Origin of the sequence: Amycolatopsis sp. DG1A-15b (assembly GCF_030285645.1) — a bacterium.
GTDB lineage: Bacteria > Actinomycetota > Actinomycetes > Mycobacteriales > Pseudonocardiaceae > Amycolatopsis.
The window spans coordinates 5,507,405-5,522,500 of the sequence record NZ_CP127296.1 but is presented as its reverse complement, the minus strand read 5'-3'; the positions used below and the strand labels follow the sequence as shown (position 1 = coordinate 5,522,500).

Sequence of the window (15,096 nt, the reverse complement as noted above, 5' to 3'; positions counted from 1 at the left end):
GGGTGAAAGGCCAATCAAACTCCGTGATAGCTGGTTCTCCCCGAAATGCATTTAGGTGCAGCGTCGTATGTTTCTCCACGGGGGTAGAGCTACTGGATGGTCTAGGGGCCTTACCGGGTTACCGAAATCAACCAAACTCCGAATACCGTGGTGTTAGAGTACGGCAGTGAGACGGCGGGGGATAAGCTTCGTCGTCGAGAGGGAAACAGCCCAGAACACCAGCTAAGGCCCCTAAGTGTGTGCTCAGTGGGAAAGGATGTGGGATTGCCCAGACAACCAGGAGGTTGGCTTAGAAGCAGCCACCCTTGAAAGAGTGCGTAATAGCTCACTGGTCAAGTGGTCCTGCGCCGACAATGTAGCGGGGCTTAAGCACACCGCCGAAGCTGTGTCATTCATGCATTACATCGGCTTGGACTCTTGAAGTCCTTGTCTAGTGGTATGGATGGGTAGGGGAGCGTCCTGCATCCAGGGAAGCGGCGGCGGAAGCCAGTCGTGGAGGGTGTGGGAGTGAGAATGCAGGCATGAGTAGCGAATGCAGAGTGAGAAACTCTGCCGCCGGATGACCAAGGGTTCCTGGGCCAGGCTAATCCGCCCAGGGTAAGTCGGGACCTAAGGCGAGGCCGACAGGCGTAGTCGATGGACAACGGGTTGATATTCCCGTACCCGAGCATGTGCGCCCATGACGAGGCGTTTGATACTAACCACCCAAAGCGCATCTGTGAGGCCTTCGGGCTGAGTGGGTGTTGTGGAGCGTGGGACCTGATTTCGTAGTAGTCAAGCGATGGGGTGACGCAGGAAGGTAGCTCCGCCAGGCGATGGTTGTCCTGGTGTAAGCGTGTAGGCCGGAACATAGGCAAATCCGTGTTCCATGAGGCTGAGACGTGATGCGTAGCCGTTTGAGGCGAAGTAGAGTGATCCTATGCTGCCGAGAAAAGCCTCTAGTGAGTGCATGCACGGCCCGTACCCCAAACCAACACAGGTGGTCAGGTAGAGAATACCAAGGCGATCGGGTGAACTGTGGTTAAGGAACTCGGCAAAATGCCCCCGTAACTTCGGGAGAAGGGGGGCCAAACATCCTGAAGCTTCTTGCAAGCTAGGGGTGGGTGGCCGCAGAGACCAGCGGAAAGCGACTGTTTACTAAAAACACAGGTCCATGCGAAGTCGCAAGACGATGTATATGGACTGACGCCTGCCCGGTGCTGGAACGTTAAGAGGACCGGTTAGCCTTTCGGGGCGAAGCTGAGAATTTAAGCGCCAGTAAACGGCGGTGGTAACTATAACCATCCTAAGGTAGCGAAATTCCTTGTCGGGTAAGTTCCGACCTGCACGAATGGCGTAACGACTTTCCGGCTGTCTCAACCACAGGCCCGGCGAAATTGCACTACGAGTAAAGATGCTCGTTACGCGCGGCAGGACGGAAAGACCCCGGGACCTTTACTATAGTTTGGTATTGGTTTTCGGTTCGGCTTGTGTAGGATAGGTGGGAGACTGTGAAGTGGTCACGCTAGTGGCTGTGGAGTCGTTGTTGAAATACCACTCTGGTCGAATTGGGAATCTGAACCTCGGGCCATGATCTGGTTCAGGGACAGTGCCTGATGGGTAGTTTAACTGGGGCGGTTGCCTCCTAAAGAGTAACGGAGGCGCCCAAAGGTTCCCTCAGCCTGGTTGGCAATCAGGTGTTGAGTGCAAGTGCACAAGGGAGCTTGACTGTGAGACAGACATGTCGAGCAGGGACGAAAGTCGGGACTAGTGATCCGGCACCTCCTGGTGGAAGGGGTGTCGCTCAACGGATAAAAGGTACCCCGGGGATAACAGGCTGATCTTGCCCAAGAGTCCATATCGACGGCATGGTTTGGCACCTCGATGTCGGCTCGTCGCATCCTGGGGCCGGAGTAGGTCCCAAGGGTTGGGCTGTTCGCCCATTAAAGCGGCACGCGAGCTGGGTTTAGAACGTCGTGAGACAGTTCGGTCCCTATCCGCCGCGCGCGTAGGATACTTGAGGAAGGCTGTCCCTAGTACGAGAGGACCGGGACGGACGAACCTCTGGTGTGCCAGTTGTTCTGCCAAGGGCATGGCTGGTTGGCCACGTTCGGAAGGGATAACCGCTGAAGGCATCTAAGCGGGAAGCCTGTTCCAAGATGAGGTATCCCACCCCATGTGGGTTAAGGCCCCCAACAGACCATTGGGTTGATAGGCCAGAAATGGAAGCACAGTAATGTGTTGTCGAGTTGACTGGTACTAATAGGCCGAGGACTTGCCTACGAAGATGTTACGCATCCACTCTACGGTTCTGAAACACCACACCGGTGAACAGTGTTCATGGTGTGTGTTGTTTCGTAGTGTTTCGGTGGTTATAGCGTCAGGGAAACGCCCGGTCCCATTCCGAACCCGGAAGCTAAGCCTGACAGCGCCGATGGTACTGCAACCGAAGGGTTGTGGGAGAGTAGGACACCGCCGAACTTACTTGAGGAAAGACCCCGGTCGAGAACCCGAAAAGGTTCTTCCGGGGTCTTTTCGCATGCCCGAAACCCGAACTGGCCCGCCAGGTGCGCGGGCCGGCCGCCCGGGCACCGGGTTACGGGGCCGGGCGCCGAAGCAGGTACGTGTCCATGATCCAGCCGTGGCGCTCCCGGGCCTCGGCGCGGGTCTCGCGGATGTGGGACGCCAAGGCCGGCGTCAGCGGCCCCGAAATCAGGATCTCATCGGGCGTACCCACGTACGCGCCCCAAAAAATGGTCAAGCCCGCGGACGTGAAGCGGTCGAACGTCGTGTGGGCGTCGAGGAGGACGAACACGTCGTCGACTCCCTCCGGCCAGCCCGACGCCAGGCGGCGGCCCGTCGTCAGCTGGACCGCCCGGCCGATCTGGTTCATCGTCGTCCGGTGGCGGGCCACCAGGGCCGAGATGCTGCTGATGCCCGGCACCACCTCGTACTCGAACTCGACGTTCCCCCGCGCCAGCACCGCCTCGATCAACGCGATCGTGCTGTCGTACAGCGACGGGTCGCCCCACACCAGGAACGCGCCCACCTGGTCCGGCGCCAGCGACGAGAGAATCATCGACTCGTACACCGCCGCCCGGGCCGCGTGCCAGTCGGCCACCGCCGCGCGGTAGTCCGCCGGGGTGCGGTCGCGCGGAGGATCCGATGCCACCACCACCCGGTACTCCCGCGTGACGAACCGGTCGAGGATCTCCTGCCGCAGCCGCACCAGGTCGGCCTTCTCCGCGCCCTTGTCGAGGACGAAGAAGACGTCGACGCGGTTGAGACGGTCGATCGCCTGCACCGTGAGGTGTTCCGGGTCGCCCGCCCCGATCCCGATGGCGTAGATCTTCCGCATCCCGCGAGTCTGACGGGACCCGATGGAGAACCCCTACCCCCAAGGGGTATAAAGGGAGGGAGCGAAAGGAGCGGGAGATGGCCGAAACGACCTACACCGTCGAGGGTATGACCTGCGGACACTGTGCCACCTCGGTTCGCGAGGAGGTTTCCGAGCTCGACGGTGTCCGCCAGGTGGACGTCGACGTCGAGAGCGGCCGCGTGACCGTGACCAGCGACACCCCGCTGACCACCGATGCGGTCGCCGCCGCCGTCACCGAGGCCGGCTACCGCCTGGTCGCGTGAGCCCGGCCGAGGTGACCACCGCCGCCCGCGTCGAGCTCGCCATCGGCGGGATGACGTGCGCGTCCTGCGCCGCCCGCGTCGAGCGCAAGCTCAACAAGGTCGACGGCGTCACCGCGACGGTCAACTACGCCACCGAAAAAGCGCAGGTCAGCTACCCGGCCCGGCTGTCGGTCGACGACCTCCGGTCCGTCGTCGAGGCCGCCGGCTACTCCGCGCGCGTCCCCGAGCCGGACGTGCCCGCGGAGGAGACGCCGCGCAATCGTTTGCTCGTCTCCGCGGTGCTCACCGTCCCGCTGATCGTCGTCGCGATGGTCCCGGCCTGGCAGTCCGCGGCCTGGCCGTGGGTGGCGCTCGCGCTCGCCGCGCCGGTCGTCACCTGGGGCGCGTGGCCGTTCCACCGCGCCGCCGCGGTCAACCTGCGCCACGGCGCCGCCACGATGGACACGCTGATCTCGCTCGGCGTCGTCGCCTCCGTGGCTTGGTCGCTCTACGAGCTCTTCCTCGGGATGGCCGGCCACGACCTCTACTTCGAGGTGGCCGCGGCCGTCACCACGTTCATCCTGGCCGGCCGCTACTTCGAGACACGGTCGAAGCGGCGCGCCGGCGCCGCCCTCCGCGCGCTCATGGACCTCGGCGCGAAGGACGTCACAGTCCTCCGCGACGGCGAAGAACACCTCGTCCCGATCGCGAACCTCCAGGTCGGTGACGTCTTCGTCGCCCGGCCCGGCGAGAAGATCGCCACCGACGGTGTAGTCGCCGAAGGCGGCTCCGCGGTCGACTGCAGCATGCTGACCGGCGAGTCCGTGCCGGTCGAGGTCGGCCCGGGTGACGCCGTCACCGGCGCGACCGTCAACGTCGGCGGGCGGCTGCTCGTGCGCGCCACCCGTGTCGGCGCGGACACCCGGCTCGCGCAGACGGCTCGGCTCGTCGAAGCCGCGCAGAACGGCAAGGCCGAGGTCCAGCGGCTGGCCGACCGGGTCTCGGCGGTGTTCGTCCCGGCGGTGGTCTTCGCGGCGCTGGCGACGCTGGTCGTCTGGCTGGCGACCGGCGGCACGCCGGACGCCGCGTTCACCGCGGCCGTCGCCGTGCTGATCATCGCCTGCCCCTGCGCGCTCGGCCTCGCGACGCCGACGGCCCTGCTGGTCGGCACCGGCCGCGGCGCGCAGCTGGGCATCCTCATCAAGGGCCCCGAGGTGCTCGAGTCCACCCGGCGCGTCGACACCGTGGTCCTCGACAAGACCGGCACCGTCACCACCGGCCGGATGGCGCTCGTCGAGGGTGACGGCGAGGTCCTCCGCCTCGCGGGCGCCGTCGAGGCCGCTTCCGAACACCCGATCGCCCGCGCCATCGCGGACGCCGCCCGGGAGCGCCTCGGCGCGTTGCCCGCCGTCACGCAGTTCCGGAGCACCGCGGGTCTCGGAGTGACCGGCGTGGTGGAGGGGCGCGAGGTCACCGTCGGGCGCGCAGCGTTCCTCGGCGGCGAACTCACCGAGGCCGAAGGCGCCACCGCGGTCGGCGTGGCCTGGGACGGCGAGGTCCGCGGACGGCTGGTCGTCGCCGACACGATCAAGCCGACGTCCGCCCGGGCCGTCGCCGAACTGCGGGCGCTCGGCCTGACGCCGGTGCTGCTGACCGGCGACAACGCCGGCGCGGCGCGGGCGATCGCCGCCGAAGCGGGGATCGACGAGGTCGTCGCCGAGGTGCTGCCCGAAGAGAAGGTCGCCGTCGTCAAGCGGCTGCAGGCCGAGGGCCGCGTGGTGGCCATGGTCGGCGACGGCGTCAACGACGCGGCCGCGCTCGCCCAGGCCGACTTGGGCCTCGCGATGGGCACCGGCACCGACGCGGCGATCGAAGCGAGCGACCTGACGCTGGTCCGCGGCGACCTGCGCGTGGCCGCCGACGCGATCCGGCTGGCCCGCCGCACCCTCGCCACGATCAAGGGGAACCTGTTCTGGGCGTTCGCGTACAACGTGGCCGCGCTGCCACTCGCGGCGCTCGGCCTGCTGAACCCGATGATCGCGGGAGCGGCCATGGTGTGCTCGTCGGCCTTCGTGGTCAGCAACAGCCTCCGGCTGCGGCGCTTCCGCTGACACCCCGGGAGGGTATAGTTGCCGGAAGAGAAGCCGGCGACGGGGACAGGTGGGCGATGACGGGGTACGGCGGCGAGCGGGAAGCCTATCTGAAGCGCCTGCGCCGGATCGAAGGGCAGATCCGCGGGCTGCAGCGCATGGTCGAGCAGGACAAGTACTGCATCGACATCCTGACCCAGGTCTCCGCGGCGACGAAGGCACTGCAGTCGTTCTCCCTCGAGCTGCTCGACGAGCACCTGGCGACCTGTGTCGTCCAGGCGGCCGCGGCCGGCGGCGAGGAGGCCGATTTGAAGGTCCGCGAAGCGTCGGACGCCATCGCGCGGCTGGTGCGGTCCTAGCGGACCAGCACGGCCAGGGTGAGGCCGCCGGCGTTCGTCACGAAGTGCACGATCACCGACGCCAGCACGCCCCGGCCGACGTGGCGCCACCAGTGCAGGAAGATCCCGGCGAGACCCGCCGCGGCCATGGCCAGCACCTGCAGCACCACCACCGGCGTCGAGCCGAACACCGCGTGCACGGCGGCGTTGCGGCCGATGGCCAACGCCGGCAACGCGTGCCAGAGCCCGAACAGGGCCGCCGAGCACAGGATCGGCGGCCAGCGCCAGCGCTCGTCGGCCGCGCCGAACAGGCCCGGCAGCACGCCGCGGAACGCGATCTCCTCGATGAGCACCGTCCCGAACAGGATCCGGCCGCAGGTCAGCCACAGCAGCTGCGCCCAGTCCGGGTCGCCGACCCGGCCGTCCTGGTAGACCGTCCGCAGCGACGGCACGGCCAGCGCGATCCCGAACACGACCGCCATCAGCCCGGCGCCGGCCAGCCCGGCCAGCGCGGGGCGGCGGACGGCGTGCAGGCCCAGGTCACGCCACGAGCATCCGGCCGCGCGGCCGAGCACCACCAGGACCGCGGCCGCGACCAGGCCGCAGACCGGGTACGCCCAGCCGGGCAGCACGCGGTTGGCGAGCGTGGTCGACGCGGCCAGCGTCACGACCGCCGCGACCAGCGCGAACACCCGCCGGGGCGGGAAGGACGCGGCTTCGCTCGGGCGCTCGGTCATGTCTTCCGCGGTCGTGAACGAGTCGTCCGGAACGGCGGGAGGCCGGGGTCAGCCGACCGCGTCGGTGAGGTCCGCCGCGGGTGAGCGGCGCTGGATCGGGACTCTCTTCGCCATCGGCAGGGTGGCTTCGGGGTCGAACGACCCCGGACGGTCGTCGAGGGCGACGGCCGCGTCGGCCAGCAGGCCGCGGCAGCCGGACAGCGTGGCTTTGAGCTGGTCACGGACCTCACCCAGAGCCGCGACCTCCCGCTCGGCGGCGCCGACCATGCTCTCGGCGCGCTGGGTGGCGTCGGTGACGAGCTTTTCGGCCTTGGCTTCGGCGGTGGTGACGAGTGTTTCGGCGCGTTGCGTGGCGTCGGTGACGAGCTTTTCGGCCTTGGTCTCGGCGGTGGTGACCAGCGTTTCGCTGTGTTGTGTCGCTTCGCTGACCAGCGTTTCGGCGCGTTGCGTGGCGTCGGTGGCGAGCTTTTCGGCCTTGGCTTCGGCGGTGGTGACGAGTGTTTCGGCGCGCTGGGTGGCGTCGGTGACGAGCTTTTCGGCCTTGGTCTCGGCGGTGGTGACGAGTGTTTCGGCGCGTTGCGTGGCGTTGGTGACCAGCTTTGCGGCCTTGGCCTCGGCCGCCGCGAGCTTGCGTTCGCCCGTTGTGACCAGCTCTTCACTGCGCTGGGTCGCGTCGGCGACCAGCTGGTCGGCCTTCGCGCGGGCCGCCGCTTTCTGGTCGGCCAGTTCGCGCATCGCGTCGGCACGGCGGACCGTCATGGCCCGGCTGTGGTCCTCCTCCAGCTGGGCCCGGCGGTGGGCCGCGGCCTCGTCGAGCTCGCGGCGGCGTTGCTCGGCCGCCCGCAGGAGCTCCTCGTGCTCGGCGCGCTGCCGCTCGCGCTCGGCCTCGGCCTCGGCGACCAGGCGGCGCTCCTTCTCGGTGAGCCGGACGGCTTCCGCCTCGGCCTCCCGGCGGCTCCGCTCCGCGGCTTCCGTTGCGCGCGCGGTGATTTCGGCCGCTTCTTCGCGGGTCAGCTCGATCATCCGGCGCGAACGCTCCTGCAGAGCGTCCGGCGCGATCGGGGTCCGGCAGATCCGGTCGATCTTCACGCGGAGCTCACGGTTCTCCTCGGCGAGCGCAGCGCCACGCCGGCGCGCGGAGTCGCTCTCGGCGGCGAGTCTGCGTAGCTCGGCCTCGGCCCACGCGACGTACTCCTCGACTTGGGCGCGGTGAAAACCACGCCACGCCAGGTCGAATCCGGGCTGTGTGTGCGCCACGTCCTCGCCGCCGCCGGGGGCCATGCCTCACCTCCGAATTGGATGGTTTCTCCTCGGCCGCACGTTTTCCTTGCGACGCCGGGGAATTTCCGTGTGCACCCCAGTGTGCCGCAAACCGGCCTCCGCCCGCTGCCCGGGCGGGCGATCATTCGTCGAGCGGTTCCCCGAGCCCGGTGGACGTGCTCCGGACACCGGGCAGTTCGGCGAGTTCGGCGGCCAGGTCGTAGAGGTCGCCGCGCCCGTCGAGGCGCAGTGTCACGACCGCGATCCGTTGTCCCTCTTCGGAAACCGATTCGTGGTCGACCTCGACGTGGTGCACGGCCCAGCCCCGGCCGGTGCAGGCGGCCAGCGCCGCGCGCAGCACGCCGTGGCCGTCGAGGTAGCTCAGCCGGACCAGCGGCGGTTCGCGGCGGTGCCGGGCCACGAACCGCTGCAGCGGCGGGAAGCCCCGGGTCACCACGAAGTGCCCGACGGTGGCACCGGCGGCGAGGACCGGCAGCCCGGCGCCACACGCGGTGCCGACCGCGGCGGTCACCCAGATCGTCGCCGCGGTGGTCAGCCCGCGCACCGCGTCCCGGCGGACGAAGATCAGCCCGCCGCCGATGAAGCCGATGCCGGAGACGATCTGCGCGGCGATCCGCGACGGGTCGAGCGAGACGTGCTCGAGGCCGAGCAGGTCGGCGAAGCCGTACTTCGAGACCAGCATGAACACCGCCGAGCCGACGCCGACCAGGCTGTGCGTGCGCAGCCCGGCGGCCTTCATGCCCGCCTCGCGTTCGAGCCCGATGGCGACGCTCAGCACGAGCGCGAGCAGGACCGGCGGCAGCAGGCTCCACTGCGCCGGCGTGGACCACAGCGTGGGCAAGGTCACGACCTCCGGAGTTCGTCACGGGCGGCACGCGGGGAGAACCGCGAGCGCCGCCACCAGGGCATACTGGGCCGAGCAAGCCGATCGTGCCAGGTGAGGGGGAGCGCGTGACAGGGACCCGGCCGGCGCTTGCGCCGGACTTCGTGGGTTACCCGGAGGTGCGGCGCGGGGTGCGCGCCCTGATCGGGACCCGGCCCGGCACCCACCGCCGCGCGGTCCCGGCCTGTCCGAAGTGGACTGTCGTCGACCTGGTCGGCCACCTCCTCGAGAAGGCCGAGGGCGTGCTCGCGCGCCTCGGCGGCCCCGCGCCCGCCCCGGCCGGGCCGCTCGAGGTCCCCGCCCTGCTGGACCGCTGGGACGACGTGGGCGACGAGGTCGACCGGCGGCTCGCGGCCGCGGGCGGGCGCAGCGGCGACGTCCTGGTGATGGACGCCTACACCCACGAGCTGGACCTGCGCGCCGCCCTCGGCGTCCCGCCGCCGGTGGAGCACCTCGCCTGGGCGCCGAGCTTCGAGGTGCTGGTCCGCGGCTTCACCGGCTCGGTCGCCGGCAGCGGCCTGCCGGCCCTGCGGATCCGCACGACGGGCGGCTCGGCGTGGACGGCGGGCGCGGGCCGTCCGGCGGCGTCGGTGACCGCCCCGGCCCACGACCTCTACCGCGCGCTCGCCGGGCGCCGCTCCCTCGCGCAGCTGGCGGCGCTGGACTGGAGCGAGGCCCCCGGGCCGTGGCTGCCCGCGTTCACCTGGGGTCCGTTCGCCCCGCCGCCGCACCCGGGGGTGTGACTCAGGCCCCCGCACCCGGGGGTGTGACTCAGGCCCCCGCACCCGGGGGTGTGACTCAGGCCGCCGCACCCGAGGGTGTGACTCAGCCGCCCGGCGGGGTCACCGTCAGCAGGGCGGCCAGGGCCAGCACCACGGCGCTGAGCACCACTTCGGCGGCCACCGCCTGCCGCAGCCGGCGCAAATCCGCCGTGACCGTCCCGGTGGTGCCCTTCGGCGGCGTGGTCAAGCCCCGGCGCACCGCGGCGCGGGAGCGGGCCGCCACCGCCAGCAGCACGGCGAACCCGGCGGTCTTGAGCAGCACCAGCAGGCCGAATCCGGTGGTCCACAGCGTCGACACCGACGGCATGATGCGCAGGGCCAGCACCGCGCCGCTGATCGCGATCGCCGTCACCGCCTTGGCGGCGACGCCGGAGAAGCGGGCCGCGGCCGGGGCCGGGTCCTCGCCCCCGGCCGGGCGGTAGAGGCAGAGCGCCAGCTGGGCCAGCCCGCCCGCCCACACCGCGATGGCCCCGAAGTGCACGAGGTCGGCTGTGACGGAGACGAACAGGACCGGGTCGGTGACCGGGTGCCCGGTGGCCGAGAACGTCAGCAGCACGACGAAGCCGGTGACCATGGTCAGGTTCTCGTACCGGGCCCGCAGCCGGTCGGGCAGGCCGGGCCGCAGGAGCCGGGGCAGCAGCACCACCAGCACCGCGACGGCGGCCAGCCGGAGCAGCAGCAGCTTCCCGTAGGCGACGCGCAGGGTGTCCGCCAGCAGCCCGGTGTCGAACACCGCGCCGAGGCCGCGGCCGGCCGCGTAGGGCCCTTGCAGCACGAAGGCCGCGGCGGCGGTCACCGCGACGAGCCCGGCGCCGGCGTGCAGCAGCTGCCGGGCCCGCCGGTCGGTGCGGCCCGCGGGGCGGCACAGGACGACGAACGCCGTCCCGCCGAGCAGCACGACGCCGACGTAGGCCAGCCAGCGCACCGCCGTCGACGCGGCGTCGACGGCGGTGTCGGTGCCGGTGGCCGCGGAGACCGCGCCGGCCGAGGTGACCAGCGGGCCGGTGCCGACGACGAAGGCGAAGGTGCCGCGCACGGGGTGGGAGTCGGCCGAGACGAAGGCGTATTCGACCAGGTAGCTGCCGTCCGGGACGCCGGGCCGCAGGCGCACCGCGACCTGCTGGGCGTCCTCGCCGGGCTGGAACACCGGCCCGGTGTCGACCTGGTGCCCGCCGAGGTCGACGACCTTGATCGAGCCGGGCTGGATCCCGATGTTCTCCGACAGGGTGACCGACACCAGGGACGGCGCCGCGCCGAGGCGGGTGCCGTCTCCCGGGGTCGACGAGACGACTTCGACGTGCGCCGAAGCCGGGGTGGCGCCGAGCAGCAGCCAGCCGGCGAGGAACGCCAGCAGGGCCAGCGCCCGCCTCACGACGCGGCGAGCGCGGGCTGCTTCGGCACTCCGCAGGAGCAGCCGGTCACTTTCCGTTCGGCGGCCGAGGCCCGCCGGTGCAGGACGACGGCGACGATCATCGGGATGGTGACGATCGTGTTGTAGAACAGGTGCAGCTCCACGCGCGGCACGAGCAGCTGGATGATGCTCGTGGGCACCTTCTGCCCGGCCAGCCGCCACCCGCTCTGCGCCTGGATGAACAGCAGCAGGTGCTCGATGTGGTGCCAGAACTGGATGCCCAGCGCGAGGTTCCACCACTGCCGAGAGCGGCCGGCGAACCCGTGGCGCAGGACCCACAGGAAGACCAGCATCACCAGCGCGTAGCCGTAGTGCAGCCATTCCTGCGAAATCAGCCACGGGAACGGCATGCCGAGGACGCCGCGGGCCCGGGAGGTGGGCCAGCCGAACCCGTAGATCTGGACGGCCTGGACGATGTGCTCGGCCCAGTGGGCGAGCACGACGATCATGAACACCGCGAGCGCGCGGTGGTGGTGGCGGCTGTTGAGCGCGCCGAGGAACCCGGCCGGCCGGGCGATTTCGGACGTGGACATGCGGACCCCAGTTCTGCCGAAAACGACGTGTGCGTCGACGATAACCGTTTCCGTGCGGTGTTCCGTTACTCCGGATTGCTGAAGTAGTAAGGGAAACGGCGGAGTGCGTGCCGGCCGGGCGATGCGGTCAGTGCGCGACGAGCCCGGTCGGGCGCTCGGGGGCCGGCGGGATGCGGAACAGCCGGGTGAACAGGTCGAGGTGCGCCGGGTCGCCCTGGACCCGGATCTTGCCGCTGGAGATGGCGTCCTGGGCGGTCAGGCTGCCGTTGAGCAGGTCGAGGACGGCCGGGCCCTGCGGCTCGATCACCAGGTCCGCCGCGGGCAGCGCGCCGGCGGAGGCCTTGAGCGCGCCGTCGTCGACCATGGCGTGCACGATCATGTCGCCGGGGTGGTGCAGCTCGTAGTTGACGTGCACGCCCGCGGCGGCCTCCTCCTGGAAGGTCGTGTAGAGCGAGATGATGGCGGTGTCGAGGGTGAAGACCTCGTCCGGCTTCGGGTAGGTCAGCGAGCGCGAGCCCCACAGGGCCAGGTCGAGCACGATGTGGTCGAGTTCGGTGCCGTACTCGGTGAGTTCGTAGACGACGCCGGCGTCCAGCTGCGACTGGACGCGGCGGCGGACCACGCCCCCCTCCTCGAGCTCGTTGAGGCGCGAGGTCAGGATGCTCACCGGGATGCGCGGCAGGGTGCGCTGCAGGTCGTCGAACCGCTTCGGGCCGAGCATGAGGTCACGGACGACGAGGAGCGACCACCGCTCACCGACGATCTCGAGCGCCCGGGCCAGGCCGCAGAACTGTCCGTAGGTGCGAGCGGAGGTAGGCATACTCGGGTCCTCACTTGTCTCGGGTGCCAGGCCGGGCGCCGCCGGGGTTCGCGCGGGACCGCGAGCTCGGTTACGGTGCGCCTGACGCACCGTGCCGCCACGGGCGCCTTGTCTACGGTGACGGTTCGCCGCCGCGTGCGGCCAGTGAACGACGCACCGGTGCCCCGTGCATTTTTCATGTCCGGGCATGCAGTTCGCACGACTTGCTCGTGCCGCGGGCACTGGTTGTGCCGACCTGCCGTGGAGGACTATTCCCTTGCCTCGTCCCGTCCAGCTCGACGACCGGCAGGAGAGCCAATGCGCACGACAGCGGTAGACGCGCACGGCGGTAACGCCACGGACGTGCCGGTGGCGGCGCGCACCCCGGCGTTCCGGCGGCACCTTCGCGCGGAGGTGCGTGCGGGCAAGGGGGCCTACCTGTTCTCCGAAGAGGGCGTGATCGCGATGCGCGGGGCCAAGATCGAGTCGCTGGCCGCGCTGCTCGACGGCACGCACGACCTCGACCGGCTGCTGCGTGGCCGGCCCGGCGGGATGGCGCCGGAGGAGGTCGCCGCGCTGCTGGCCCAGCTGGTCGACGCCGGCCTGGTGACGTTGCGCAGCCCCGGCGACTGGCCCGGCGACGAGCGCGCGCTGGCCTATTGGGACGCCTGCGGGGTCGACGCCGACGTCGTGGCCGCCCGGCCGGGCACCGTGCGGCTCACCGCGGTGGGCGACAGCGCCGACGGCGTCGACCCCGGCGCGGTCGAGCGGGCACTGGCCGACGCGGGCCTCGAAGTGGTGCGCGGGGGCACCGGTCTTGCGGACCTGTCGGTCGTGCTGTGCGCCGACTACCTCGACCCGCGGCTGGCGGAGATCGACGCCGAGCACCGGCGGACCGGGCGGCCCTGGCTGCTGGCGCGTCCGTGCGGGGCGCAGGTGTGGATCGGCCCGGTGCTGCAGCCGGGCGGGGCGTGCTGGCACTGCCTGACCCACCGGCTGTGGGGACACCGGCACGCCGAGGCGTGCGTGCAGGAAGAGCTCGGCCACGATGGTCCGGCGCGCCGCCCGGTGCCGGCGCTGCCGCCGCTGACCTCCGCCGCCGCGCACCTCGTCGCGCTGGAGGCGGCCAAGTGGCTGGCCGGCTACCGCCACCAAGGCCAGCAGTGCGTGTGGACCTTCGACACGCTCGACATGCAGGGCCGGCTGCACGAGCTGCGCCGCCGCCCGCAGTGCCCCGGCTGCGGCGACCCGTGGCTGGTGACGTGGCGCGCGGCGCGTCCGGTCCGGCTGCAGCCGGCCAAGAAGACGGCCACGGACGGCGGCGGGCACCGTACGGCCACGCCCGCGCAGATGCTCGACCGGCACCGGCACCTGGTCAGCCCGGTCACCGGGATCATCAAGGACATCCGGCGCGACCCGGACGCGCCCTGGTTCGCCAACGTCTACCGCTCCGGCCCCAACGTCGCCCGCGGTATCACCGGGATGGCCGGGCTGCGCGCCGGCCTGCGCTGCGAGAACGGTGGCAAGGGCGTCAGCCCGCTCGACGCCGAGGTCGGCGCGCTCTGCGAGGCCGCGGAACGGTTTTCCGGCAACTTCCAGGGTGACGAGCTGCGCATCCGGGGCTCCTACGAGGAGCTGGGCGAGGAAGCGCTCCACCCCAACGACTGCATGCTGTTCGCCGACCGGCAGTACGCCGAGCGCGCGGCCTGGAACCCGGTGCACGGGGCGTTCCAGCGGGTCGGCGAGCCGTTCGACCCGGCCGCCGTGACCGACTGGACACCGGTGTGGTCGATGTCCGGGCGGCGGCGCCTGTTGCCGACGTCCTACCTGTATTACGGAACCCCGCGGGAAAGCACGACGCGCGGGGTGCGCGCCGACTCGAACGGCTCCGCGGCGGGCAGCAGCCTGGAGGACGCGATCCTGCAGGGCGCGCTGGAGCTAGTCGAACGCGACGCGGTGGCGCTGTGGTGGTACAACCGCACGCTGATGCCGGGTGTCGACCTCGCCTCCTTTGCTGACCCGTGGCTGGCGGAGGTCGCCGGGCACTACACGGCGATCGGCCGCGAGCTGTGGGTCCTCGACGTGACCTCCGACCTGGAGATCCCGGTGGCGGTGGCCCTGTCGCGGCGGGTCGACGGCCCGTACGAGAACATCTCGTTCGGCTTCGGCGCGCACCTCGACCCGCGGATCGCGGTGCGCCGTGCGGTGACCGAGCTGAACCAGATGCTGCCCATCGTGGAGACCGCGGGCCAGGATCTCGACGACCCGGACGCCCGGCACTGGTTCACCCACGTCACCGTCGCGAACCAGCCGTACCTGCGGCCCGCGGCAGGACAGCGGATGCGGAACGCCGCGGACTTCCCGTTCGTCAGCCGGGCCGACGTCCGCGACGACGTCGAGGCGCTGAGCCGGGTGTTCGCGCGCGCCGGCCTGGACATGCTGGTGCTCGACCAGACCCGGCCGGACGTCGGGATCCCGGTGGCGAAGGTGATCGCGCCGGGCATGCGCCCGTTCTGGGCGCGGTTCGCGCCGGGCCGGCTCTTCGACGTCCCCCTCCGGCTGGGCCGGCTCGCCGCGCCGACCCCGTACGAGCGGCTCAACCCGTTGCCCATGTTCATGTGACCGGCCCGCGGGGCCGTGTT

The 15,096-nt window shown here is 70.4% G+C and carries 12 protein-coding genes and 2 rRNA genes (1 of these 14 running past the window's edge); 7 read left to right on the top strand and 7 right to left on the bottom strand.

Annotated elements, in window-relative coordinates; genetic code table 11:
- Window positions 1-2,262, top strand: a 23S ribosomal RNA gene (locus QRY02_RS25255); it begins 861 nt to the left of the window's first position.
- 81 nt (window positions 2,263-2,343) lie between these two features.
- Window positions 2,344-2,460: ribosomal RNA gene (gene rrf / locus QRY02_RS25250) — 5S ribosomal RNA — on the top strand.
- A 115-nt stretch (window positions 2,461-2,575) separates the two neighbouring features.
- Here the strand turns inward: rrf and cobF are convergent.
- A complete protein-coding gene (gene cobF / locus QRY02_RS25245; RefSeq protein WP_285985328.1) occupies window positions 2,576-3,337 on the bottom strand; it encodes a precorrin-6A synthase (deacetylating) in 762 nt (253 codons plus the stop codon).
- A 77-nt stretch (window positions 3,338-3,414) separates the two neighbouring features.
- On the opposite strand from cobF, the gene QRY02_RS25240 reads away from it, so the two are divergent.
- From QRY02_RS25240 to QRY02_RS25230, 3 genes are read left to right on the top strand one after another with little or no spacing between them, the layout of a single operon-like run.
- Window positions 3,415-3,621 (top strand): heavy-metal-associated domain-containing protein, encoded by a 207-nt coding sequence (locus QRY02_RS25240; RefSeq protein ID WP_013228663.1) that lies wholly within the window; start codon window positions 3,415-3,417, stop codon window positions 3,619-3,621.
- Window positions 3,618-5,711 (top strand): heavy metal translocating P-type ATPase, encoded by a 2,094-nt coding sequence (locus tag QRY02_RS25235; RefSeq protein WP_285985327.1) that lies wholly within the window; start codon window positions 3,618-3,620, stop codon window positions 5,709-5,711. Before QRY02_RS25240 ends, QRY02_RS25235 begins: the two co-directional genes overlap by 4 nt.
- 56 nt (window positions 5,712-5,767) lie before the next feature.
- The gene (locus tag QRY02_RS25230) at window positions 5,768-6,049 is read left to right on the top strand and encodes a metal-sensitive transcriptional regulator (RefSeq protein WP_013228661.1); all 282 of its coding nucleotides are present in this window, start codon (window positions 5,768-5,770) and stop codon (window positions 6,047-6,049) included.
- On the opposite strand, the gene QRY02_RS25225 is transcribed toward QRY02_RS25230, so the two are convergent.
- The 3 genes from QRY02_RS25225 to QRY02_RS25215 all read right to left on the bottom strand — a co-directional run bounded on the left by QRY02_RS25225 (window position 6,046) and on the right by QRY02_RS25215 (window position 8,887).
- On the bottom strand, window positions 6,046-6,765 hold the full coding sequence (locus QRY02_RS25225) for a CPBP family intramembrane glutamic endopeptidase (protein ID WP_285985326.1): 720 nt from the start codon (window positions 6,763-6,765) through the stop codon (window positions 6,046-6,048). The genes QRY02_RS25230 and QRY02_RS25225 overlap by 4 nt on opposite strands.
- Window positions 6,766-6,813: 48 nt before the next feature.
- Entirely contained in the window at window positions 6,814-8,046 is a 1,233-nt protein-coding gene (locus QRY02_RS25220; protein ID WP_285985325.1) for a M protein, read from the bottom strand.
- Window positions 8,047-8,167: 121 nt separating this feature from the next.
- Window positions 8,168-8,887 carry an MgtC/SapB family protein gene (locus tag QRY02_RS25215; protein WP_285993912.1) on the bottom strand — a complete coding sequence of 240 codons (720 nt, stop codon included), beginning with the start codon at window positions 8,885-8,887 and terminating at the stop codon, window positions 8,168-8,170.
- Window positions 8,888-8,997: 110 nt separating this feature from the next.
- On the opposite strand from QRY02_RS25215, the gene QRY02_RS25210 reads away from it, so the two are divergent.
- Entirely contained in the window at window positions 8,998-9,672 is a 675-nt protein-coding gene (locus QRY02_RS25210) for a maleylpyruvate isomerase family mycothiol-dependent enzyme (protein ID WP_285985324.1), read from the top strand.
- Between the two features lie 82 nt (window positions 9,673-9,754).
- Here the strand turns inward: QRY02_RS25210 and QRY02_RS25205 are convergent, their stop codons facing one another.
- The 3 genes from QRY02_RS25205 to QRY02_RS25195 form a co-directional block, all read right to left on the bottom strand.
- On the bottom strand, window positions 9,755-11,083 hold the full coding sequence (locus tag QRY02_RS25205) for a copper resistance CopC/CopD family protein (RefSeq protein WP_285985323.1): 1,329 nt from the start codon (window positions 11,081-11,083) through the stop codon (window positions 9,755-9,757).
- Window positions 11,080-11,655 (bottom strand): hypothetical protein, encoded by a 576-nt coding sequence (locus tag QRY02_RS25200; RefSeq protein WP_285985322.1) that lies wholly within the window; start codon window positions 11,653-11,655, stop codon window positions 11,080-11,082. Before QRY02_RS25200 ends, QRY02_RS25205 begins: the two co-directional genes overlap by 4 nt.
- A 127-nt stretch (window positions 11,656-11,782) precedes the next feature.
- Entirely contained in the window at window positions 11,783-12,475 is a 693-nt protein-coding gene (locus QRY02_RS25195; RefSeq protein WP_285985321.1) for a winged helix-turn-helix transcriptional regulator, read from the bottom strand.
- Between the two features lie 297 nt (window positions 12,476-12,772).
- Here QRY02_RS25195 and QRY02_RS25190 point away from each other — a divergent pair, with 297 nt between their 5' ends.
- Window positions 12,773-15,076, top strand: coding sequence for a TOMM precursor leader peptide-binding protein (locus QRY02_RS25190; protein WP_285985320.1), 2,304 nt, complete (start codon window positions 12,773-12,775; stop codon window positions 15,074-15,076).
- Window positions 15,077-15,096: the final 20 nt, after the last annotated feature.